The sequence below is a fragment of the Streptomyces sp. CNT360 genome, from assembly GCF_000424785.1.
Genome location: NZ_KE384245.1, coordinates 303,305 through 325,172, shown reverse-complemented (window position 1 = coordinate 325,172; position 21,868 = coordinate 303,305). Strand labels below are relative to the sequence as shown.

Annotated in this window: 19 protein-coding genes; 9 read left to right on the top strand and 10 right to left on the bottom strand. The window is 74.4% G+C overall.

What is annotated here, in order from left to right:
* Positions 1-91 precede the first annotated feature (91 nt).
* Both yaaA and eda read left to right on the top strand, forming a co-directional pair.
* Positions 92-907, top strand: coding sequence for a peroxide stress protein YaaA (gene yaaA, locus H297_RS0130730; RefSeq protein ID WP_027740187.1), 816 nt, complete (start codon positions 92-94; stop codon positions 905-907).
* Positions 908-974: 67 nt separating this feature from the next.
* A complete protein-coding gene (eda, locus tag H297_RS0130725; protein ID WP_027740186.1) occupies positions 975-1,610 on the top strand; it encodes a bifunctional 4-hydroxy-2-oxoglutarate aldolase/2-dehydro-3-deoxy-phosphogluconate aldolase in 636 nt (211 codons plus the stop codon).
* Positions 1,611-1,622: 12 nt separating this feature from the next.
* Here eda and H297_RS39300 read toward each other — a convergent pair whose 3' ends face one another.
* The 4 genes from H297_RS39300 to H297_RS0130705 all read right to left on the bottom strand — a co-directional run bounded on the left by H297_RS39300 (position 1,623) and on the right by H297_RS0130705 (position 5,347).
* Positions 1,623-2,909 (bottom strand): bifunctional RNase H/acid phosphatase, encoded by a 1,287-nt coding sequence (locus H297_RS39300; protein WP_051352304.1) that lies wholly within the window; start codon positions 2,907-2,909, stop codon positions 1,623-1,625.
* Positions 2,906-3,649 carry a CT398-like coiled coil hairpin domain-containing protein gene (locus H297_RS43860; RefSeq protein ID WP_027740185.1) on the bottom strand — a complete coding sequence of 248 codons (744 nt, stop codon included), beginning with the start codon at positions 3,647-3,649 and terminating at the stop codon, positions 2,906-2,908. Before H297_RS43860 ends, H297_RS39300 begins: the two co-directional genes overlap by 4 nt.
* Positions 3,646-4,575 (bottom strand): Nif3-like dinuclear metal center hexameric protein, encoded by a 930-nt coding sequence (locus H297_RS0130710; protein ID WP_027740184.1) that lies wholly within the window; start codon positions 4,573-4,575, stop codon positions 3,646-3,648. Before H297_RS0130710 ends, H297_RS43860 begins: the two co-directional genes overlap by 4 nt.
* 151 nt (positions 4,576-4,726) lie before the next feature.
* Positions 4,727-5,347 carry a TetR family transcriptional regulator C-terminal domain-containing protein gene (locus H297_RS0130705; RefSeq protein WP_027740183.1) on the bottom strand — a complete coding sequence of 207 codons (621 nt, stop codon included), beginning with the start codon at positions 5,345-5,347 and terminating at the stop codon, positions 4,727-4,729.
* A gap of 203 nt (positions 5,348-5,550) precedes the next feature.
* Between H297_RS0130705 and H297_RS0130700 the strand changes: the two genes are divergently transcribed.
* Positions 5,551-6,918 carry a hypothetical protein gene (locus H297_RS0130700; protein ID WP_027740182.1) on the top strand — a complete coding sequence of 456 codons (1,368 nt, stop codon included), beginning with the start codon at positions 5,551-5,553 and terminating at the stop codon, positions 6,916-6,918.
* A 374-nt stretch (positions 6,919-7,292) separates the two neighbouring features.
* Here H297_RS0130700 and H297_RS0130690 read toward each other — a convergent pair whose 3' ends face one another.
* Genes H297_RS0130690 through H297_RS0130680 form a run of 3 tightly spaced genes read right to left on the bottom strand, consistent with a single transcriptional unit; the run spans position 7,293 to position 10,305 of the window.
* A complete protein-coding gene (locus tag H297_RS0130690) occupies positions 7,293-8,276 on the bottom strand; it encodes a 3-oxoacyl-ACP reductase (RefSeq protein WP_027740181.1) in 984 nt (327 codons plus the stop codon).
* A 32-nt stretch (positions 8,277-8,308) separates the two neighbouring features.
* Positions 8,309-9,406 (bottom strand): Zn-dependent alcohol dehydrogenase, encoded by a 1,098-nt coding sequence (locus H297_RS0130685; RefSeq protein ID WP_027740180.1) that lies wholly within the window; start codon positions 9,404-9,406, stop codon positions 8,309-8,311.
* 41 nt (positions 9,407-9,447) lie between these two features.
* Positions 9,448-10,305, bottom strand: a complete 858-nt coding sequence (locus H297_RS0130680) for a MaoC/PaaZ C-terminal domain-containing protein (RefSeq protein ID WP_027740179.1) — start codon at positions 10,303-10,305, stop codon at positions 9,448-9,450.
* 326 nt (positions 10,306-10,631) lie between these two features.
* On the opposite strand from H297_RS0130680, the gene H297_RS39295 reads away from it, so the two are divergent.
* Together H297_RS39295 and H297_RS0130670 are read left to right on the top strand one after the other, a co-directional pair.
* Positions 10,632-11,876: a sensor histidine kinase gene (locus H297_RS39295; RefSeq protein WP_078514850.1), complete on the top strand. Its 1,245-nt coding sequence runs from the start codon at positions 10,632-10,634 to the stop codon at positions 11,874-11,876.
* Positions 11,873-12,478: a response regulator transcription factor gene (locus tag H297_RS0130670; RefSeq protein WP_027740178.1), complete on the top strand. Its 606-nt coding sequence runs from the start codon at positions 11,873-11,875 to the stop codon at positions 12,476-12,478. Before H297_RS39295 ends, H297_RS0130670 begins: the two co-directional genes overlap by 4 nt.
* Before the next feature lie 110 nt (positions 12,479-12,588).
* On the opposite strand, the gene H297_RS39290 is transcribed toward H297_RS0130670, so the two are convergent.
* From H297_RS39290 to H297_RS0130655, 3 genes are all read right to left on the bottom strand, one after another.
* Entirely contained in the window at positions 12,589-14,148 is a 1,560-nt protein-coding gene (locus tag H297_RS39290; protein ID WP_106959730.1) for an MFS transporter, read from the bottom strand.
* Between the two features lie 88 nt (positions 14,149-14,236).
* A complete protein-coding gene (locus H297_RS0130660; RefSeq protein WP_027740177.1) occupies positions 14,237-15,430 on the bottom strand; it encodes a lipid-transfer protein in 1,194 nt (397 codons plus the stop codon).
* Between the two features lie 45 nt (positions 15,431-15,475).
* Positions 15,476-17,821, bottom strand: a complete 2,346-nt coding sequence (locus H297_RS0130655) for an acyl-CoA dehydrogenase family protein (protein ID WP_027740176.1) — start codon at positions 17,819-17,821, stop codon at positions 15,476-15,478.
* Between the two features lie 284 nt (positions 17,822-18,105).
* On the opposite strand from H297_RS0130655, the gene H297_RS0130650 reads away from it, so the two are divergent.
* The 4 genes from H297_RS0130650 (at position 18,106) to H297_RS0130635 (ending at position 21,857) form a co-directional block, all read left to right on the top strand.
* Positions 18,106-18,741: a class I SAM-dependent methyltransferase gene (locus H297_RS0130650; RefSeq protein ID WP_027740175.1), complete on the top strand. Its 636-nt coding sequence runs from the start codon at positions 18,106-18,108 to the stop codon at positions 18,739-18,741.
* Positions 18,742-18,798: 57 nt separating this feature from the next.
* The gene (locus H297_RS39285; protein ID WP_037795732.1) at positions 18,799-19,722 is read left to right on the top strand and encodes an N-acetylmuramoyl-L-alanine amidase; all 924 of its coding nucleotides are present in this window, start codon (positions 18,799-18,801) and stop codon (positions 19,720-19,722) included.
* Between the two features lie 104 nt (positions 19,723-19,826).
* Positions 19,827-20,705, top strand: a complete 879-nt coding sequence (locus H297_RS0130640) for a hypothetical protein (RefSeq protein ID WP_027740174.1) — start codon at positions 19,827-19,829, stop codon at positions 20,703-20,705.
* 141 nt (positions 20,706-20,846) lie between these two features.
* Positions 20,847-21,857 carry an LLM class F420-dependent oxidoreductase gene (locus H297_RS0130635; protein ID WP_027740173.1) on the top strand — a complete coding sequence of 337 codons (1,011 nt, stop codon included), beginning with the start codon at positions 20,847-20,849 and terminating at the stop codon, positions 21,855-21,857.
* Positions 21,858-21,868 lie beyond the last annotated feature (11 nt).

Below are 21,868 nucleotides of genomic sequence, written 5' to 3'. Positions count from 1 at the left end.
CAGCAGCACGGTTCCGTACGCTGGCGGTCGCACCGTCGTCGACTTCCCCGGGCCTCCGGGCCGGGGGTGTCCCAGAGCGAGGAGAAGCGCCGTGCTCGTGTTGTTGCCGCCGTCCGAGGGGAAGGCCGAGGGCGGGTCGGGCCGCCCGCTGGAGCCGGCCTCGCTCTCCCTCCCCGAGCTGACGCGGGCCAGGGAGACGGTGCTGGAGGAGTTGGTGGCGCTCTGCCGCGCCGACGAGGAGAAGGCCCGCGAGGTGCTGGGGCTCAGCGAGGGGCTGCGCGGCGAGGTCGCCAAGAACGCCCGGCTGCCCACCGCGCCCACCAGGCCCGCCGGCGAGCTCTACACCGGAGTCCTCTACGACGCGCTCGACCTGGCACATCTCGGTGCGGCCGCCGGGCGCCGCGCCGCGGACTCGCTGCTGGTCTTCTCCGCACTGTGGGGCGCCGTGCGCATCGACGACCGCATCCCCTCCTACCGGCTGTCGGGCGGCGTGAAGCTGCCCGGCGTCGGCCCGCTGGGCCGCTACTGGCGGGACCCGCTGGAGTCGGTGCTGCCGCAGGCCGCGGGCGAGGGCCTGGTGCTGGACCTGCGCTCGTCGGCGTACGCGGCGATGTGGAAGCCCAAGGGCGAGGCGGCGCGGCGTACCGCGACCGTGCGGGTCCTTCAGTCGAAGGTCGTGGACGGGGTGGAGAAGCGGTCCGTCGTCAGCCACTTCAACAAGGCGACCAAGGGCCGTCTGGTGCGGGCGCTGCTGGAGGAGGGCGCCGACCCGGGGTCCCCGGCCGAGCTGGCCGGGACGCTCCGCGATCTCGGGTACACAGTAGAAGGAGCGGAAGGGGCGCAGGGGGCGGAGGGCGTGCGGAAGCCGGCACCGACGGCGCTGGATGTGGTGGTGACGGAGCTGTAGCCGAGGCGGCGTTGCAGACCGCGCAACGCCTGTTGCGTGGCGTGCGCAGGCGGGGCAGCATACGGGCATGAGCAGCCCCGCCGCCTCCTCCGTCCTCGATCTCGCCCCGGTCGTTCCCGTCGTCGTCCTCGACGACGCCGAGGACGCCGTACCGCTCGCACGGGCGCTGGTGGCCGGCGGGCTGCCGGCGATCGAGGTGACGCTGCGTACCCCGGCGGCGCCCGCGGCGATCCGCGCGATCGCCGACGCGGTTCCCGAGGCCGTGGTCGGCGCCGGTACCGTCCTGACCCCGGACGATGTGCGCACAGCGGTCGGCGCGGGCGCCCGCTTCCTGGTCAGCCCCGGCTGGACGGAGACCCTGCTGTCGGCCATGCACGCCTCCGGCGTGCCGTTCCTCCCGGGCGTCTCGACGGCCTCCGAGGTCGTGGCCCTGCTGGAGCGCGGGGTGACGCAGATGAAGTTCTTCCCCGCCGAGGCGGCCGGCGGCACCGCCTATCTGAAGTCGCTCGTCTCGCCCCTGCCGCGGGCCCGTTTCTGCCCCACGGGGGGCGTCACGGCACAGAACGCCGGCGACTACCTCGCCCTTCCCAACGTCGCCTGCGTGGGCGGCACCTGGATGCTGCCGAAGGCCGCGCTGGCGGCCAGGGACTGGGACCGGGTCCGCGACCTGGCCGCGGAGGCCGCTGCGGCGACGGCCCGCTGACCGTCTCCGCCGCTACCGGCGCAGGTGCCCCGTGTCGTTGAGGAGCCGGAGCGAGGCGTTGCCGTCGGCCCAGTAGGCGACGGCCGAGAGGGAGGCGGCGGCGAGCTCCATCCGGAACAGGGACTGCGGGGGCGCCCCGAGAGCGAGGCGGACCAGCGTCTTGACGGGGGTGACATGGGTGACGACCAGCACGGTGCGGCCCGCGTAACGGGTCAGCAGCTCGTCACGGGAGCGGGCCACGCGCCGGGCGACGGCCTCGAAGGACTCGCCCCCTCCGGTGGGCCGGGCGGAGGCCGACCCCAGCCACGCCTCCAGGTCGTCCGGGTACCGCTCGCGGACCTCGGCGAAGGTGAGCCCCTCCCAGGCGCCGAAGTCCGTCTCGCGCAGGCCCTCTTCGGTGTGGACGCCGATGCCGAGGCGTCCGGCGACGGCGGCGGCGGTCTCCTGGCAGCGGCGCAGCGGTGAGGCGACCACCGCCTGGACGGTGCCCCGCGCGGCGAGCGCCTCGGCGACGGCCGCGGCCTGTCGCCGCCCCACGGCGGAGAGTTCGGGGTCGGAGCCGCCGCTGCCGGAGAACCGTTTCTCGGGGGTGAGCACCGTCTCGCCGTGCCGCAGCAGCACGAGGGTGGTGGGGGGACCCAGGTCCGGCCCCCAACCGGCCCGCACAGCAGGCGCGGTGGGTCCCGGCTCGGTACCGGCGGGCCCTGCGCAAGCGGCCTCGGCCCCGGAGCCCGCGCCCCGCTGCTCGGAACCGGCACCCGGCTCCGAGCCGTGGTCCGGCCCCGCGGAGGAGCCCGGCCCCGCGCGGGTGTCCAGCTCCGCGGTGGAGGCGGCCGGCTCCCAGTGCCGGCCGTGCTTGCCGGCGTCCATGGCCTCGTTGGCGAGCCGGTCGGCGTGCTTGTTCTTCTCGCGGGGGATCCACTCGTAGGTCACGGCGTCCGGCGGGAAGACGGCCGAGGCCTCCATGGCGAGCGGCCGCATGTCCGGGTGCTTGATCTTCCAGCGGCCGGACATCTGCTCGACGACGAGCTTGGAGTCCATCCGCACCAGCACCGCGGCGTGCGCGTCCAGTTCGCGGGCGGCACGCAGCCCGGCCAGCAGACCGCGGTACTCGGCGACGTTGTTGGTCGCCTGGCCGAGGAACTCCGCGGTCTCGCGCAGGGTTTCACCGGTGGCGGCGTCGCGGACGACGGCACCGTAACCGGCCGGACCGGGGTTGCCCCGGGAGCCGCCGTCGGCTTCGACGACGAAGGTACGGCGGGGCGGTGCGGCCCCGCCGTCGGAGGTGCTTCCCCTCACAGACCGGACTCCGGGGTCCGCACCAGGATCCGGCGGCAGTTCTCGCACCGCACCACCGTGTCGGCGGGGGCCTCGCGCACGTCGTTGAGCTCGGTGATGTTCAACTCCAGGCGGCAGCCCTCGCAGCGGCGCTGGAAGAGCTTGGCGGCGCCGACGCCGCCCTCCCGCTCGCGGATCTTGTCGTAGAGCTTGATCAGGTCGGCGGGGACGGCGGCGGCGACGGTCTCGCGCTCCTTGCGGACGCTGTCCAGCTCGGAGTCGATCTCGCTCAGGGCTGCGTCCCGCCGCGCGGTGGTGTCCTGGACTGCGGCGGCCACGGACTCGACCCGCTCGCCCAGTTCGGCGGCGCGCCCGGCGGCGGACTCGCGGCGCTCCATGACCTCCAGGACGACGTCCTCCAGGTCGCCCTGGCGCTTGGCCAGCGAGGCGATCTCGCTCTGCAGGTTCTCCAGGTCCTTGGGGTTGGTGACGGCGCCCGAGTCGAGGCGCTGCTGGTCACGGGCGGCGCGCTGGCGGACCTGGTCGACGTCCTGCTCGGCCTTGGTCTGCTCGCGCGCGGTGTCGCTCTCCTCGGTCTGCGCGGCCACGAGGAGGTCGCGGAGCTGGAGGTGGTCGGCCTCCAGCTTCTGGAGCTCCTCGTGCTCGGGCAGCGTCTTGCGCCTGTGCGCGAGCTGCGCGAGGCGGGTGTCGAGTGCCTGGACGTCGAGCAGGCGGATCTGGTCGGCGGGCGCGGCGTTCAGTTGGGGGCTCCCGGGGTGAGGTCGTGGTGGGTCGGTGCGGTCTGCTGGGCCGTGTCCTGCGCGGCGAGCGGGGAGGCCGCGGGCAGCGAGGGGGCGTGCGCGGTCCACGGATCGGTGACGGTGCGCGAGACCTGGGTGCGCAGGTCCCAGCCCTCGCGCGCGGCGACCGCGTCGAGCTGGGCGGCGGCCTGCTCGCACCAGGGCCACTCGGTGGCGAAGTGTGCCGCGTCCAGGAGGGCCAGCGGCGCCTGTTCGCGGGCCTCGGAGGCGGGGTGGTGGCGCAGGTCGGCGGTGAGGTAGGCGTCGGCCCCCGCGGCGCGTACGGCGTCGAAGAGGCTGTCGCCCGAGCCGCCGCACACCGCCAGGGTGCGCACGGTCGCGGCGGGGTCGCCCGCGGCGCGGATGCCCTGCGCGGTGACCGGCAGCGAGGCGGCGGCCTGCTCGACCAGGTCGCCGAGGGCGAGCGGGCGGTCGAGCGCGCAGACCCGGCCCAGTCCGCGGCGGCCCGCGGGGTCGCTCGGGTCGGGAACGAGGGGGCGCAGCACGCGCAGTCCGAGCGCCGAGGCGAGCGCGTCGGAGACGCCCGGGTCGGCGGTGTCGGCGTTGGTGTGGGCGACATGCAGGGCCACCCCGGCGCGGATCAGGGTGTGGACGACGCGGCCCTTGAAGGTGTCGGCGGCGACGGTGGTCGTGCCGCGCAGATAGAGGGGGTGGTGGGTGACCAGGAGCTGGGCGCCTGCGGCGACGGCCTCGTCGGCGATCTCCTGGACGGGGTCGACGGCGAACAGGACGCGGCCGACGCGGGCTTCCGGGTCGGTGACGTCGCCGCACACGGTGCCGACGGCGTCCCACTGCTCGGCGCGGTCGCGCGGCCACAGGGCGTCGAGCGCGGCGATGACTTCGAAGAGGGCGGGCTGTGCTGGCACGGGGGCAAGGCTACCTGCCCGTCGCCGGGCCGGTCCCGGGCCCTTCCGGACCTTCTCCCGTCCGGCCGGGCGCGGCGGGGCAGGCCGGTACGGGCGGGTGGGCGCGGGTGGAAGGGGGTGGGCGCGGGTGGCGCGGGTGGCGCGGGTGGGGTCAGGCGCGCAGCCCGTCCAGGTGGGCGCGGAGCGCCGCGCGCATCGTCTCGGGCGACAGGTGGCCGGGGTGGAGGACGGCGGTGAGGGTGAGACCGTCGATGAGCGCGCAGAGCCGCTCCGCCTCCAGCGGGACGGCGTCCGGGCCGAGGCCGGGGCGCAGGGAACCGGCCCTGCGGGCGCCGTCGAGGAGCCGGCCGACCGTGCGCCGCATGGCAACGGTGAGGGCTTCGGCGTCGGGCCGCAGCGCGGGGTCGGTCCGGGCGGCCGTCGCGAACTCCAGCCAGACGGTGCACTCCTCGCGCCGCCGCTCGTCCAGGGGGAGCATCTCGGCGAGGAAGTCCTCGGTGGCACGGCGCCGGTCGACGGCGCCGTCCCCGGACAGCAGGCGGTCGGCGTGGACCTGGAGGCGGGCACTGATGCGCTCGGTCATGGCGTGCAGGGCGAAGACCATCATCTCGCCGTGCCCGGCGAAGTAGTGGCGCACGGAGCCGACGGCCAGCCCGGCCTCCTGGGCGACGTTGCGCAGCGAGGCGTGGGCGAGCCCGTCCCGGCGTGCGATGCGGAAGACGGCCTGGACGACCTCGTCACGCCGGGCCTCGGGATCCACGATCTTCGGCATGGGTGCATGTCTAGCAGACGTTTTGGCACACCCGTGCGGGCAGTACAGCGGGGCGCGGTCTCCAGGCTCCGCCCGCGGAGAGCGCGTACGGGTCGGAGTCGAGCACAGGACCCACGGGTCACCCGTATGCGTGAAGCGGCGCAGCTCTCCCCGTTCGTCCGCGCACACGAGCCCTAGCTTCTGTCACTGGAGGTGACCGAGGCATGACGGCGAGTATCGCGAGGGTCATGAACGAGAGCTTCACCGTGGCGGCGGACGGCTCGTACGCCGCCCGTCTCACCGCGCGGGCCGGTTCGGAGCTGTGGTACCCGGAGCGCTGGACGCTCGGCGGCCCCGAGCCGTACGCGGTCCCGCTGCCCGTGGGGCAGCCGGAGGACCCGGAGTGTCAGGTGCTGCCGCTCGCGGACGGTCGGGTGCTGATCGCCCGTCCGACCGCCGACCGCACCTCCCTCTCCCTGCTCTACCCGTCCGGGCCCGACACCGGCGAAGTGCGGTTGGGCAGCGTGGAGACGAGCGAGCTGCGGCTGCTGCCGCCCGCTCCCTGCGGCACCCGCGCCTACGCGCTCGCCGCCGCAGCGGGCGGCCGCGCCACCGACGTGTGGCGGGTGGCGCCGGGCACCTCCCACGGGCCCGAGCGCGTCGCCCGCGTCGACGGGTGCTGCTCGGGCGGCGCCTGGCTGGACCCGGAGGGCCGGCTGCTGGCGGTCGACAGACGGGCGGCGGACGGCTCCGGGCCGACCAAGACGGTCGCCGTCGACCTCGGCGCGGGCGGCACCGTCACCCCCCTGTTGCAGATCACCGAGGAGAGCGACGACCGCCTGCTGCTGGCCGATCCGGACAGCGGGCTGCTGCTGGTGCGCTCGAACGCGCCCGGCGAGGAACGGCTCGGCTGGGGCGTGCTGGGCAGCCACCGGCCGGTCCGTTTCCCCGAGGTGCTGCACCCCGCCGGCGCCCGGCTGACCCCCATCGCCGTGCAGCCGGGCCAGACCCTGCTGCCGGAACGGTGCGGGGTCGCTCTGCGGGTGGACGGTTCCCAGGGCACCTGGCCGGCGGTCTGGCGCCCCGGCCTCAAGGAGCTGCGGCACGTGGCACGCCCGCCCGGCTGGCTGACCGGCAAGGGGCTGTGGACCGCCGACGGCGAACTGCGGGTCCCCTACGCGACCGCCCACAACCCGTGCGGGCTGGCCCGGATGCGCACCCCGCTGCCGGACGAGGACGCCTCGGGCAGCGGCGAACGGTCCCTGGACAGCACACCGGGAGGGGGGACGCCACCGCGCCCGCCCGCCTCGGCTCCCCCTTCGCCGCCCGCTCCCCGCTCCGCCCCGCCCGAGCAGTCGGCCCCGCCCGAGCGGTCCGGTCCCGCGGCGCCTTCGCGGGGCGGCGGGGGCGGGGGCGGGGACGTCACGGGTCTACAACATCACGGTCACGGAGGCCCGCCCTCCGGACTGCTGGGTTCCCTCGTCCGCCGGGCCGTTTCCGCAGGCGGCAGCGGTTCGTTCCGCGCTCTGGCGGACACGGCGCGGAAACCGGTGCCGCTCCAGCAGGCACCGCTGGCCACCGGAACGGCGTGACCGGCGGCTGAAACGCTCGTGAAGAGGCCTGCCCCGGGTCGTTACACTCCGCCGGGTACGACGGCAGCAAGAGATTGACGGAGTGACAGTCACGATGTCCGACACCCAGACCGAGACGCCGAGCGGAACGCAGACGGCCGGCGAGGGGACGCACCGGGGGAAGCACAGGGGGCAAGCCGCCGCACAGGAGGAGCAGACCGTACCCGCCCATGGGCGCCACCGCCGTCCCGAGGCCGCGCGGTGACCAGCCCACTCGGTGACCGCCCTGTGCGGTAGCCGGTATCCGTACCGTCACCGCACACCGCGACACACCGCCGGCACGCACCACGCCTGAGCCCCGGCCCCCGCTCGACCCGCGGGGGCCGGGGCTCTTCTCAGCCCTTCTTGAGGCCCAGCACCGCTACTGCGGCGAACGTCTCGTGCGCGGGGCGGTCGCCGAAGAAGGGGGTCAGCTTGCGGTCCAGTTCCTCGACGGTGAAGAAGTCCTTGTCGGTGTCGAACCGGGCCGCCACTCTCGGTGCCTCCAGCAGCGCGACCATGCCGCCGTGCACCACCAGCAGTTGGCCGTTGACGTGGGCGGCGGCGGGGGAGGCGAGGTAGCCCACCAGCGGGGAGACGTGTGCGGGTGCCAGCGGGTCGACCCCGTCGGCGGGCACCTCGAAGCCCTGGAAGACGTCCTCGGTCATGCGGGTGCGGGCGCGGGGGCAGATGACGTTCGCCGTCACGCCGTACTTGGCGAGCGCACCGGCCGTCGAAGTGGTCAGGCCGACGATGCCGCCCTTGGCCGCCGCGTAGTTGGGCTGCCCCGGCGAGCCGGCCACGAACGCCTCGGAGGAGGTGTTGACGATCCGCCCGTAGACCGGGCCGCCCGCCGCCTTGGCGGTCTCGCGCCAGTGGGCGGCGGCGAAGCGGGTGGTGTTGAAGTGGCCCTTGAGGTGGACACGGACCACCGAGTCCCACTCCTCCTCGCTCATCGAGAAGACCATCCGGTCCCGCAGGATGCCCGCGTTGTTGACCAGGATCTCCAGCGAGCCGAACGTGTCGAGCGCCAGGCGCACCAGCTCCTGTGCCTGCGCGAAGTCGGCCACGTCTCCCTCGTGCGCGACGGCCTGGCCGCCGGCCGCGCGGATCTCGGCGGCGACCTGCTCGGCAGGCCCGGCCGACGCCTCCCCCTCTCCGCCGGCCCCGGGCCCCGGCGCACCGGAAGGCGCCTTCGTCCCTGCTTCCGGTGCGCCGAGGTCGTTGACGACGACGCGCGCGCCGAGCCCGGCCAGCTCCAGTGCCTCGGCACGGCCCAGGCCGCGCCCCGCACCGGTGACGATCGCGGTCCTGCCCTGCAATGAGCCCGCCTGTGGCATACCCGTCCCCTCGGTCTCGTCCGCGGTGGCCCTCACAGCGAGATGCTGGTGCGCAGCGCCTCGCCCGACCGCATCTGGTCGATGGCCTCGTTGATCTCGCCCAGCCGCACCCGGTGGGTGATCAGCCCCTCCAGATCGATGCGGCCCGCACGCCACAGCGCCACCGCACGGTCGTAGCTACGCAGCACGTCACCGCCGCCGTAGAGGGACGGCAGGATGCGCTTCTCGTCGAAGAAGAGCTCGAACATGTTGAACTGGAGCTGGTCGTCCATGGCGCCGGCGCCCACCACGCACAGGGTGCCGCCGCGTCGGGTCGTCTCGTAGGCGGTGCGCGCCGTCGCCGACCGGCCGACCACCTCGAAGACGTAGTCGAACCCCTCGTCGCCGGTGATCCGCCGTTTGGCGTCGGCCAGTCCGTCCGGGGCAACGGCCTCTGTGGCACCGAACCGCAGCGCTGCCTCGCGGCGCGGGGCCACCGGGTCGACGGCGACGATCTGCGCGGCCCCGCACGCCCGTGCCCCCTGGACGGCGCTGATGCCCACCCCGCCGCAGCCGATCACCGCCACCGAGGAACCGGCCTCCACCTGCGCGGTGTTGAAGGCGGCGCCCAGTCCGGTGGTGACCCCGCAGCCGATCAGCGCGGCGATCTCGAACGGCACGTCCTGGGGGACGGGCACCGCGCACGGCGCGTCGAAGACGGCCTCCTCGGCGAAGGTGCCGGTGCCGGCGAAGCCGAAGACGTCACCTCCGGCCCCGTCCGTGCCGCCCGCCAGGCGGCGGAAGTTGGGGGTGCCCGCGTTCAGGAACCCCGTCAGGCACAGGTGGCGCTGGCCGCGGCGGCAGGAGGGACAGGTGTTGCAGGCGGGCAGCCAGCAGACCAGTACCCGGTCGCCGGGCGCGACATGGGTGACCCCCTCTCCCACCTCCAGCACCTCCCCCGCGCCCTCGTGGCCCGGCACGAACGGGGCGGGCTGCGGAAGGGTGCCGTTCATCGCGGAGAGGTCGGAGTGACACAGCCCGGTGGCCCGGATCCGGACCCGCACCTTGCCGGGCCCGAACCCGGCGGGCTCGATGTCGTCCACCACCTCCAGCTTGTCCTGGCCGGTCTCGTGCAGTACCGCTGCGCGCATCTCGGACTCCTTCGGGATGGGTTGCGGACCGGTCGGTACGGCTAGGTGTGCGTGACGACGCCGTCCCCCAGCACCTCGGCGTCCTCCCTTCCCGGCACCGTGGCGGTCAGGTGGAGGCGCCCCGGCTCCAGGCGCCACACCCGGATCCGCAGCGCCTCGCCGGGGTACACGACGCCGGTGAACCGCACGGCGTACGAGGAGACCCGGGACACGTCCCCCTCCAGCAGCCCGTCGACCACGGCCTTGAGCGCCATCCCGTAGGAGCACAACCCGTGCAGGATCGGCCGCTCGAACCCGGCCGACCGGGCGAACTCCGGGTCGGCGTGGAGCGGGTTCCAGTCGCCGGAGAGGCGGTAGAGCAGCGCCTGGTCCTCCCGTACGGGCCGCTCGGCAACGTGATCGGGCTCCCGTTCGGGCGCCGCGAGCCGTCCGGAGGGGCCGCGCCTGCCGCCGAACCCGCCCTCGCCGCGGACGAAGAGCTGGGCGTCGCTGGTCCACAGGGGGCCGTCCGCGTCGGTGACCTCCGTGCGCAGCACGAGAACGGCGGCCTTGCCCTTGTCGAGGACGTCGGCGACCCGGGAGGCGGCGGTGGCGCGGCCACCGGTGGGGATCGGCCGGTGCAGGACGAGGGACTGGGTGCCGTGCAGCACCGCCGCGAGGTCGACGTCGACGCCGGGTGCGCTCAGGCCGCCGACGACGCCCATGCCCGCACCGGCGACGGTGGCGAAGGACGGCAGGACGTGGAGCCTGCTCTCCAGCGTGTAGCGCAGCTCGGCCGGGTCGGTGGCGGGGACGCCCGCGCCGAGGCCGAGGTGGTAGAGCTGGACGTCCTTGTGGTCCCAGGTGATCTCGGTGCTGCGGGGCTCGGCCGCGAGGGCCTTCGCTACGTCGATGGGCATGGGTGGCGTGCTCCTTGCGTGCGGGGCTGCGGGCTGGGGCCGGGTGCGGGACGGCGGCCGGTTCCTGGCCCGGCCGTCCGCACCGTCGGCCGGGCCAGGAGCGCTGCGGCCGGTCGGCACGCGTCGCCGCCGAGAACACTCGAACGAGAACACGTTCTAACCAGCCGGGCTACCTGTATAGCGCAGCACCCCGCGCATGGGAAGGGCAAGACCTGACACCCTGTCAGCCACCGCCCGAGCGGCGAGGCGCCCGTGACATTTGTCCCGCCCGACCCCCCACATCCGCATCTGCCCAGCTCACATCGGCACCCCGTACCGTCTTCGCCATGACAGCCGCACACTCACCGACAGCGCGGCCCAGCCCGGCGGAGGCCGTGCAGGAGCGGCACCGCAGACGGGCCGCCATGGGCAAGGGGCCCGGCAAGTACACCTTCCTGCCGTGGCTCTTCCTCGGTCTGGGAGCCTTCTCCAACGTGATCCAGGGCAAGGAAGGCAACCCCTGGATCGGCGGGGCCGCGCTGTTCGTCTTCAACTCGCTCTACGTCTTCGTCGTCTTCTCCGCCTTCAACCCCCGCCACCGGGACCGGCACACCCCGCTGATCGGTCTCGCCGGGCTGACCGCGGTCACCCTCGCCGTGACCATCGGCTACGGAGGGGAATGGACGGCCTTCTTCCCCCTACTCTCCCTGGCCTCCGGCACGGTGCGGCAGTTGCGGGGCAGGCGCCTGGGGCTCTGGCTGCTCGCGCTGAGCGGCGTCGCCGGCCTCGTCGCGAGCTGGGACCACGGCCACGGCTCCGTCCACAGCGCCATGAGCATCGGCTACGGCACCTTCCTCTCCGGCATGGTGACCGCCGCGGTGCTGGGTCTCTTCGACACCGTGCGGCAACTGCAGGAGACCCGGGAGGAGCTGGCCCGTACCGCCGTCGAGCGGGAGAGGCTGCGCTTCTCCCGTGACCTGCACGACCTGCTGGGCCACACCCTCTCGGTGGTCGTCGTCAAGGCGGAAGCCGTGCGCCGCCTGGGCAGCCGCAACATGGAGGCCGCCCTGGCGCAGGCCGCCGACATCGAAGCCGTCGGCCGGCAGGCGCTGACCGAGATCCGCGAGGCGGTCAGCGGCTACCGGGAGGGCAGCCTGAACACCGAACTGGAACGGGCCCGCTCCGTGCTGGAGGCGGCCACCATCGAGCCGGCCGTCCGCTGGGCGGGCCCGCCGCTGCCGCCGCAGGCCGAGGCGCTGCTGGGCTGGGTGGTGCGCGAGAGCGTCACCAACACCGTGCGGCACAGCGGCGCGGACCGCTGCGAGATCGAGGTGCGCACGGCGGCGGACCGGGTGAAGCTGACGGTCACCGACGACGGCCGCGGACCCGCCGGGCCGCCCGCTCCCCTAGGCTCCGAGGAGGGCGGGGGCCGGGCCGGGACCGGGCTGAAAGGGCTGGCCGAACGGCTGGCCGCGGCCGGTGGCAGCCTGGACGGGGGCCCCGACGGGCGGCGCGGCTTCCGCGTGGTGGCCGAGCTGCCGGTGGACACGGAGGCGACCGGCGGCACGGCCGCAGGGAGGACGGAAGAGTGACCAGGGTGCTGCTGGCGGAGGACCAGGGCATGATGCGCGGCGCGCTCGCCCTGCTGCTCGACCTGGAGGAGGACATGGAGGTCGTCGCGCAGGTCGCCTCCGGGGACGACATCGTCCCCACCGCACTGCGAGAGCGGCCCGATGTCGCGCTGCTCGACATCGAACTGCCCGGCAGCAGCGGGCTGGACGCCGCCGCCGAACTGCACCAGCGCCTGCCCGACTGCGCCGTGCTCATCCTCACCACGTTCGGCCGGCCCGGCTATCTGCGCCGTGCCATGGAGTCGGGCGCCAGCGGTTTCCTCGTCAAGGACGGGCCCGTCGAGGAACTGGCCGGCGCGATCCGCAAGGTGCTGGCCGGCGAGCGCGTCATCGACCCCGGACTGGCGGCCGCAGCGCTGAGCGCGGGCCCCAATCCGCTGACCCGGCGCGAGTGCGAGGTGCTCTCGGCGGCCGCCGACGGGTCGACCGTCGCCGACATCGCCGCCCGGCTCCACCTGTCGGGGGCGACCGTACGCAACTATCTGTCGGCCGCCATCGGCAAGACCGCCACCCGCAACCGGATGGAGGCCGTCCGCACGGCCCGGCAGAACGGCTGGCTGTAGTCGGCGGTCACGGCAGGCCCCGGGCTCGGTCCGGGTCCTGCTCGGCACCCGGGCACCGGCCCGCGCCCGGCCCCCGACCCGTGCGGGCCCCCGCGGTCCCGCGCCCGGACTCACGCCGAACCCGGCTCCACGCCAGGTTCCGGCTCCGCCCCAGGTCTCGGCCCCCCGCCAGGTCCTGGCGCGACGCCGACGCCCGGGTCCTCGCCGGTCCCGGCGGCCCGCTCGGGCTCGGCCGTCCGGTGCGGGCCCGGCCGCACCGTCCTGGGCAGGGCGAGGAGCATGAACAGCACGCAGGCGGCCAACAGGGCCGCGCCGGCGAAGAAGGCCGCGCCGTAGCCGGCGGCCAGCGAGTCGGGGTCGTGACCGCCGTCGATGCGGGCCGCGGCCACCGTGGAGAGGACGGCCAGACCCAGGGCACCGCCCATGGTGCGACCGGTACCGAACAGGCCGGAGAGCAGTCCCGCCTCGCCCGGGTCGTCGGTGGCCGTCGCGATGGTGGCCAGCGGGGTGGCCGCCAGCCCCGCGCCGAGCGCCATCAGCACGCCGGGCCCCAGGATCGCCGTCACGTACCTGCCGTCGGCGGGCATGGTGCCCTGCCACAGGTAGCCGAGCCCGGCCATGGCGGAGCCGAGCACCGCCAGGTACCGGTCGCCGACGCGGGCCATCAGGTACGGCGCCACCTGCGAGCCGAGCACGATCGTCAACGAGTGCGGGATCAGCGCGAAGCCCGCCTGGAGCGGCGTGTAGCCGAGCACGTTCTGGGTGTAGAGCGACAGGAAGTACCACATCGCGAACATGGCCAGCCCATTGATGAAGATGGACACGTTCGCGGCCGACACGGCACGGCTGCGGAAGAGCCGCAGCGGCACCAGCGGCTCGGGCGCGCGGGCCTCCACGGCGACGAACGCCCCGAGCATCGCCAGCCCGCCGCACAGCGGGACCAGCGCGCCGGGTGCACTCCAGCCCGCGCTGTCCGTCCGCACGATGCCGTAAGCCACGGCGCCCAGGCCCAGGGTGACGAGCAGCGCACCGGGCACGTCGAGGCGGCGGGCCGTCTGGGCGCGGCTCTCGGTGAGCCGGACGGCAGCCGCCGCGACGACCAGCGCGCCGATGGGGACGTTGATCAGCAGCACCCAGCGCCAGGACAGCGCGTCGGTGAGCACCCCGCCGACCAGGCCGCCCGCCGCGCCACCGCCCGCGCCCACCGCCGACCAGGTCGCGATCGCCTTCGTGCGGGCCGGGCCCTCGGGGACGGAGGTCGTCAGCAGGGTGAGGGTGGCGGGCGCCAGGATCGCCGCCCCCATGCCCTGCACCCCGCGGGCGACCAGCAGGTGCCACGGCTCCTGGGCCAGGCCGCCGGCCAGGCTCGCGACGGTGAACAGCGCCAGCCCCGCCAAGAAGACCTTCTTGCGCCCGTACAGGTCGGCTGCCCGCCCGCCCAGCAGCATCAGCCCGGCGAAGGTGAGGGTGTAGGCGTTGACGACCCACTGGAGTCCTGCCTCGGACAGCGCCAGTGTGTCCCGCATGGACGGCAGCGCCACGTTGACGACGGAGACGTCGAGCACGACGAGGAACTGACCCGCGCAGGCGGCCAGGACGACCGGCCACAGGCGGGTCGTCCCGGCGGCCGTGCCGGGGTCTGCGTCGACGGAGAGTGCGGCTCGGGGCATGGCAGCAGTGTGTCATCAGCCCGGATCGGGGCCCGCCGGTTTTTCCACAACCCCGGCCGTATTGTCGTACCCCGCCGCGCAGCCGGTCTCACCTGCGCAGCAGCGTCACCACCGCGGCGCCGCCCAGGCCGATGTTGTGGGCCAGGCCGACGCGGGCGCCGTCCACCTGGCGGGGCCCGGCGGTGCCGCGCAACTGCCAGACGAGTTCGGCGCACTGGGCGAGGCCGGTGGCGCCCAGTGGGTGGCCCTTGGAGATGAGGCCACCGGAGGGGTTGACCACCCAACGGCCCCCGTAGGTGGTGGCGCCGTCGGCCACCAGGCTGCCGGACGCCCCCTCGGCGCACATGCCCAACGCCTCGTAGGTGAGCAGTTCGTTCACGGAGAAGCAGTCGTGCAGCTCGATCACGTCGACGTCCTCGATGCCCAGGCCGCTCTCCTCGTACGCGCGGGCGGCGGCCTCCCGGGAGACGGGCCGGCCCACGACGTCGATGCACGAGCCGGAGGCGAAGGTCTCCTCGGTGTCCGTCGTCATGGCCTGTCCGGCGATCCGGACGGCCCGGTCGGCCAGGCCGTGTTCCGCGACGAAGCGCTCGGAGGCGACGACGACGGCGGCCGCACCGTCGGAGGTGGGCGAGCACTGGAGTTTGGTCAGCGGATCGTGGACGACCCTGGCGCCGAGGACATCGCCCGGCTCGTACACGTCGCGGAACTGCGCGTTCGGGTTGGCCGCCGAGTGGCGGTGGTTCTTGACGGCCACGGCGGCGAGCTGCTCGCGCGTGGTGCCGTACCGCTCCTGGTGCTCACGGGCGGCGTTGCCGAAGATCTGGGCGGTGGGCGGGGTCGCTACGAAGCCGTGCCGGGCCGCCATCACGCCGTAGTGCCGGGCGACGGGAGAGGTCGCGAAGTCCCCGCCGTCCGAACCGGCGCCCAGGGCGCCCTTCTTCATCTTCTCGAAGCCGAGCGCGAGCACGCAGTCGTCGATCCCGGCGGCGACGAACTGCCGCGCCATCGTCAGCGCCGTCGCGCCGGTGGCGCAGTTGTTGTTGACGTTGTAGACGGGGATGCCCGTGAGGCCCAGTTCGTAGACGGCCCGCTGGGCGGCGGTCGAGGCCTGGTAGCAGTAGCCGACCACGGCCTGCTCGACGAGGCCGTAGTCCAGCCCCGCGTCGGTGAGCGCCGCGTTCCCCGCCTCCTTGGCCATGTCCCAGTACTGCCACTCGCGGGTCTCGGGTTTGACGAAGGGGGTCGTCCCGACGCCGACGACGAACGCCTTTCCGGTCATGGCTGCTGCTCCTCGGTGGTAGGGGCGCTTCGGTGGCAGGGGCGCTCAGCTCAGGGGGCGGGGCTCCGGGTCGCGGGGCAGTCCGAGCAGGCGTTCGGCCACCACGTTGAGCTGTACCTGGGTGGTGCCGCCGGCGATCGTCAGACAGCGGGACATCAACAGGCCGTGGACGGCCCGCTCCCCCGCGCCTTCGCGCACCGCGCCCCCGGATCCCAGGAGTTCGAGCGCCAGTTCCGCGATCCGCTGCTGGTGCGGGGTCTGGATGAGCTTGCGGACGCTGGCGCCCGCACCGGGATCCACACCTTCGACCTGCTGGAGCGTGGTGCGCAGCCCGATGCAGGCCAGCGCGTGCGCCTCCGCGGTCAGCGCGCCGACGCGCTCCCGTACGGTGTCGTCGACCCCGGCCTCCGCGCCCCGGTCCGCGTCCGTGTCCCCGGGCCCGTCGTCCGCCGCCACCCGTGCCAGAAGCGCCTCCAGGCCCGTGCTGAAGGTGACCTGGTCGGCCATGTGGACGCGCTCGTTGCCGAGGGTGTGCCGGGCCACGCGCCAGCCGTCGTTCACCTCGCCGACCACCGCGTCGGCCGGCAGCACGGCGCCGTCGAACCAGACCTCGTTGAACAGGGCGTCCCCGGTGATCTCCTTGAGGGGCCGCACCTGGACGCCGGGGGTGTGCGCCATGTCGACGAGGAAGAACGTCAGCCCCTCGTGCTTGGGCGCCTCCGGGTCCGTACGCGCCAGCAGGATGCCCCACTGCGCCCACTGGGCGGCCGACGTCCACACCTTCTGACCGTTGACGCGCCACCCGCCCTGCGCGGTGCGCTCCGCGCGGGTCCGCAGCGAGGCCAAATCCGAGCCGGCCTCCGGTTCGGAGAACAGCTGGCACCACAGGACGTCCCCACGGAGCGTGGGCAGCAGATGGCGTTCGCGCTGCGCCTCGGTGCCGTAGGTGAGGAGCGAGGGCACCACCCAGGTGGCGATGCCCAGATCGCTGATCCGCACCCCCGCCTCGTCCAGCTCGCGCTGCACCGCCAGTTGCCGCACCGGCCCGGCACCCAGGCCGTACGGCTGCGGCAGGTGCGGGGCCGCGTATCCGGTCGGGGCCAGGGCCCGGCGTACGGCGGCCGGTTCCCGGCCTTGCAGCGGCGCGATCACCTCGCGGGCGGCCCGGCGGTGGGCCTCCGCCTCGGGCGGCAGCTCCGTGCGCAGCCGGCGCCGCGCACCGCCGCCCGCGAGCCGGGCGGCCCGCAGCCGATGGGTGGCGCCGGTGCCGAGCAGTTGCCGGGCCACCACCGCACGGCGCAGGTACAGGTGCGCGTCGTGCTCCCAGGTGAAGCCGACACCGCCGAGGATCTGGATGCAGTCCTTGGCGCAGCTGAAGGCAGCTTCCAGCGCGGCCGACGCGGCGAGCGCCGCCGTCAGGCCGCGGACCGGCCGCGGGGTCTCCGGCTCCCCCTCGCGTGCCGCCCGCGCCGCGTCCCAGGTGAGGGCGCGGGCCTGTTCGAGGCGGACGAGCATGTCGGCGCACAGGTGCTTGACGGCCTGGAACTGGCCGATGGGCCGCCCGAACTGCTCGCGCGTCACCGCGTGGTCGACGGCCGCGCCCAGCGCCCAGGCGGCGAGACCGCACGCCTCCGCGGACAGCAGCACCGCCGCCACATCCTGTACGAGGTCGCCGTCGAGCGGGAGCAGGCGGTCCGCGGTCACCCGGGCACCGCGCACGGTCACCTCGGCGGTGGTCCGCAACGGGTCGGCGCCCTCGTGCGGGCGTACGTCGAGCCCGGCGGTGTCGACGGCGTACCAGAGCGGACCGCCGACACCGCCTGCGCCGGCGCCGGCGGTGTCGGCGTCCGTGTCCGAGGCCGGCCCGGCGGCGGGTCGCGCGGGCAGCACGAGGAGATCGGCATGGGCGCCTCCGAGGACGGGCGGGGCGGTGCCGTCGAGAACGCAGGAGGTGCCGTCGGCGGTGGGCGTCGCGATGAGGGAGCCGGGAGTGAGGGCGACAGCGGCGACGCGATCGCCGGAGGCCAGCTGTTCCAGGAGTGCGGTGTCGCCGCCTGCCTGGTGCAGGAGTTCGGCCACCAGGACGTGCGGCAGGTACGGGCCGGGCAGCGCAGCCCGGCCCGTCTCCTCCAGCACGACCGCCAGGTCGAGGAGCGTGCCGCCCGCGCCGCCCACCGCCTCCGGCAGGTGGAGCCCGCACAGCCCCTGCCGGGCCAGCCCGTCCCAGTGGGCCGGCCGCTCCAGGACCGGCGGGGCCTCCAGCGCCTTGCGCCGCTCCTCGTCGGGGACCGCACGCGTCAGCCAGCCCCGCACGGAGGCGGCCAGGTCCCGCTGTTCCTGGGTGATGCCGATGCCGCCGGCGCCGCCTGCGGCTGTGCTCCCGTTGGCCATGCGGGGCACAGTAGAACACGTTCCAGTAAGAGGGAAGGTGCGGCGGCTCCGCCGGCACCTCGCCGCAGCCGGCCCGCTCGCTCCCGTGGCCGGAGCCGGAAACGCCCGTGGTCGTCGACGGTGCGGTGCGGGTACCTGCCGCCGGGCCGGGAGGCGGCGTGGGGCAGCATGGGCAGGACCTTTCGCCCGCTGCCGCCGTGCGGAACGCGGGTGCACGGCGCGCCAGGCGTACGGGCGGCAGGGCAGATGACGGGCGCACGCCCACGAGAGCGAAGGAACCGGCGATGGACCAGCGCACCCCCTCACCCCGCACGCTCGCCGCGTTCGAGGCGGCGAAGGGGTTCATGCCGCGGGACGAGGGACTGGCGTTGTACGCCGCGGCGGCCGAAGCCGGGGCACTCGGGCTGCCGTTGCTGGAGGTGGGTACCTACTGCGGGCGCTCGACCCTGCTGCTCGCGGACGCCGCACGCAGGGCCGGGGTCGTGGCCCTCACCGTGGACCACCACCGCGGCAGCGAGGAGCAGCAGCCGGGCTGGGAGTACCACGACCCGGAGGTCGTGGACCCGGTGGTGGGCCGGATGGACACGCTGCCCACGTTCCGGCGCACGCTGCACGCCGCGGGCCTGGAGGAGCACGTGGTCGCGCTGGTGGGTCGCTCCCCGCAGGTGGCGGCGGTGTGGGGCACGCCGCTGGGGCTGGTCTTCATCGACGGCGGTCACACCGAGGAGCACGCCGCGGCGGACTACGCGGGATGGGCGCCGCACCTGGCCGCGGGCGGGCTGCTGGTCATCCACGACGTCTTCCCCGACCCGGCGGACGGTGGGCAGGCCCCGCATCACCTCCACGAACGGGCCCTGGCCTCGGGCGACTACGCCGCGGGCCCGGCCACGGGCTCGCTGCGGGTGCTGCGGCGCCGCTGAGCCATGCCTTCCTCTCGCGCTGGGCCGTGCCGAGGGGAGGGCCTACGATCTACGGCCGTGTCGAATGGAGGCGGTGTGGAGCGACGGCGGCGAGCGGGCCGGCAGCTTGCGGCGGCGGTGGCTGCCGGACTCGTGTGCCTGGGTGCCGCCGGGTGCGGGGCGTCCGGCGGGCACGGCGACGACGACGGGAAGGCCGGGGGAAAGGGGAACGACCGCGCGAGCTCCGGGAAGCCGGGTGGCGCGGACGGCGCCGGTGACGGTGCGGGGCGGGGGAAGCACAAGTCCGCGGACGAGCCGCTGAGCGGCAAGGTGATCCTCGTCGACCCGGGCCACAATCCGCACAACCGCGACCAGCCCGGCAAGATTTCCCGGTCCGTCGATATCGGCACGGGAAAGAAGGAATGCGACACCACGGGCACCGCGACCAATTCCGGTTACGCGGAGGCCGACTTCACGCTCGACCTGGCGCGCCGCGTCCGTACACAGCTGCGGGAGAGCGGGGCCACGGTCCGGTTCACGCATGACGGCGACGAACCGTACGGCCCATGCGTGGATGAACGCGCGGAAAAGGGAAATCGGGCGCAAGCGGACGCGGCCATTTCGCTCCATGCCGACGGGGCGCCCAGTGGGAGCCGTGGTTTCCATGTGATTCTTCCCGCATCGGTCCACAAGGGGGTCGCGGACACCCGCGCGATCGTCACGCCTTCTCGACGATTCGGTACCGATCTGCGGAACGCTTTCCGAGCGGCCACCGGCGAACGCCCCGCCAACTACCTTGGGGACGGCAACGGCTTGGACACCAGGGCCGACCTGGGGGGTCTCAACCTGAGTAAGGTGCCCAAGGTCTTCCTCGAATGCGGCAACATGCGTGACGCGCGGGACGCCGCGAACCTCACGTCGGCGAAGTGGCGCGAAAAGGCGGCAGACGGGGTCACGGACGGGATCACCGCTTTCCTCACCCCGCATGAGGGGAAACGGTGAAACCGAGCAGCGAACCCCAGGGAGCGGCCCGTAGTGTCATCCGTACGATGGGGTGCTCACCCCCGGCAGACTCCAACCATGACCAGACCGATTAAGGACCCCACGTGAACATCCGCTCGCTCACGCGAGGCGACGGTGCGGTGATAGGAGCAGCGGTGCTGCTGTTCATCGCTTCGTTCCTCGACTACTTCTCCGCAGAGTGCGACGGCCCTGCCGAGTACTGTGACAAGGCGCCCAGCTTCAACGCCTGGGGAGACACGGATCAGCTCCTGATCATCCTCCCCTCGGTGTTCCTGGCAGGGATCATCGGCGCCGTCCTGCTGATCGTCGGCCGCTTCCTGCCGGAGGGCCGCAAGTTCGGTGCCGTCACCCTGCCGCAGCTCGGTACGAGCCTGATCGTGACCTCGCTGTGGGCATCGGTGTGGTCGCTGATCCTGTCGCCGGACGGGGCCAGCGTGAGCGTCGGCGCCATCCTGGGGTTGATCGCCACGCTCGTCGCCACGGTCGCCGCGTTCATCACGCCCGTCGTTCCGGCCCTCAACGCGCCGCTGGTCCCCGCGGGCGGCGGGACCCCGGGGGCGCCGGGCCCCTACGGCCAGCAGTACCCGCAGCAGGGCGGCGGCTACGGCTACCCGGGCGGGCCGCAGGCCGGCCAGCCCGGTCCCTACGGTGCGCAGCCCGGCCAGCCCGGCCAGCCGCAGTACGGTCAGCCGGGCCCGGGTCAGCCCGGACCCGGGCAGCCCCACGGGGGCGCGCAGGGCGCCCCGGGCGCCCCCCAGGACGCGGCTTTCCAGCCGTTCTGGTTCGCCGTCCCGATGGCGCGGCCCCTCTTCCCGGAGGACGGCTCGCCCCAGCCGATCGCCGAACTGGCGCCGGGCACCTGGTACCTGGCGGTGGAGCAGCGTGGCCAGGCCCTGATCGCGCAGACGCAGGACGGACGCCGGGGCATCCTCCAGGACACCTCGAACATCCAGCGCGGCTGACACCGCGCACGCTGTCGTGCACGGCCCCTCGCCCTTCCGGGCGGGGGGCCGTTGCCGTACGCTGCCGCGGCGACCTGACGGCTTGTCAGCCATCGGGTCGGGGCCCGAGACGGCGGAGAACCGACGGAGAGGGGCACGGCGATGCGGCTCGGACTGGCGCTCGGCTACTGGGGCCGCGGCCCCGATCCCCGTCATCTGGAACTCGCCCGCCAGGCGGAGGAGCTGGGCTACCACTCGGTGTGGACGGCCGAGTCCTGGGGCTCGGACGCGTTCACCGCGCTCACCTGGATCGCCGCCCATACCTCCCGCATCCGCCTGGGCACGGCCGTCGCGCAGATGGCGGCCCGCACCCCCACCGCCACCGCCATGCACGCGCTCACCCTCGACCACCTGTCCGGCGGCCGGATGCTGCTCGGCCTCGGTCTCTCCGGCCCCCAGGTGGTGGAGGGCTGGTACGGCCGCCCGTTCCCCTCCTCCCCCTTGACGTCGACCCGCGAATACGTGGACGTCGTACGCCAGGTCCTGCGCCGCGAGGCGCCCGTAAAGCTGGCGGGGCGCTACCACACGCACCCCTACACCGGAACGGACGGCACCGGTCTGGGCAAGCCGCTCAAGCCCCTCACCCACCCGCTCCGCGCCGACCTGCCGGTGCTGCTCGGCGCGGAGGGGCCGAAGAACGTCGCGCAGACCGCCCGCCTCGCCGACGGCTGGCTGCCCCTGTACTGGTCGCCCTCGCGTGCCGCGGTCCACGAGGCGGCGCTGCGTGAGGCACCGCCCGGTTTCCTGGTCGCGCCGATGGCGCAGGCCCGGGTCTGCGCCGACGTCGCCGAGGGGCTGCTGCCCGTCAAGGCCATGCTCGGCTTCTACATCGGCGGCATGGGCCACGCACGCCGCAACTTCCACGCCGAACTGATGGCACGGATGGGGTACGCCGAGGAAGCCCGCCGCGTGCAGGAGCTGTTCGCCGAGGGGCGCCGGGAGGAGGCGGTACGCGCCGTGCCCGACTCCTTCGCGGACGAGATCTCCCTGGTGGGCCCCCGCGCCCGCGTCGCGAAGCGGCTGGCGGCCTGGCGCAGCGGCCCGGTGACGGACCTGCTGGTGCTGGCCCCCGACCCGGACACGCTGCGGGTTCTGGCGGAGCTCAACACCTGATGAGGGTGCTC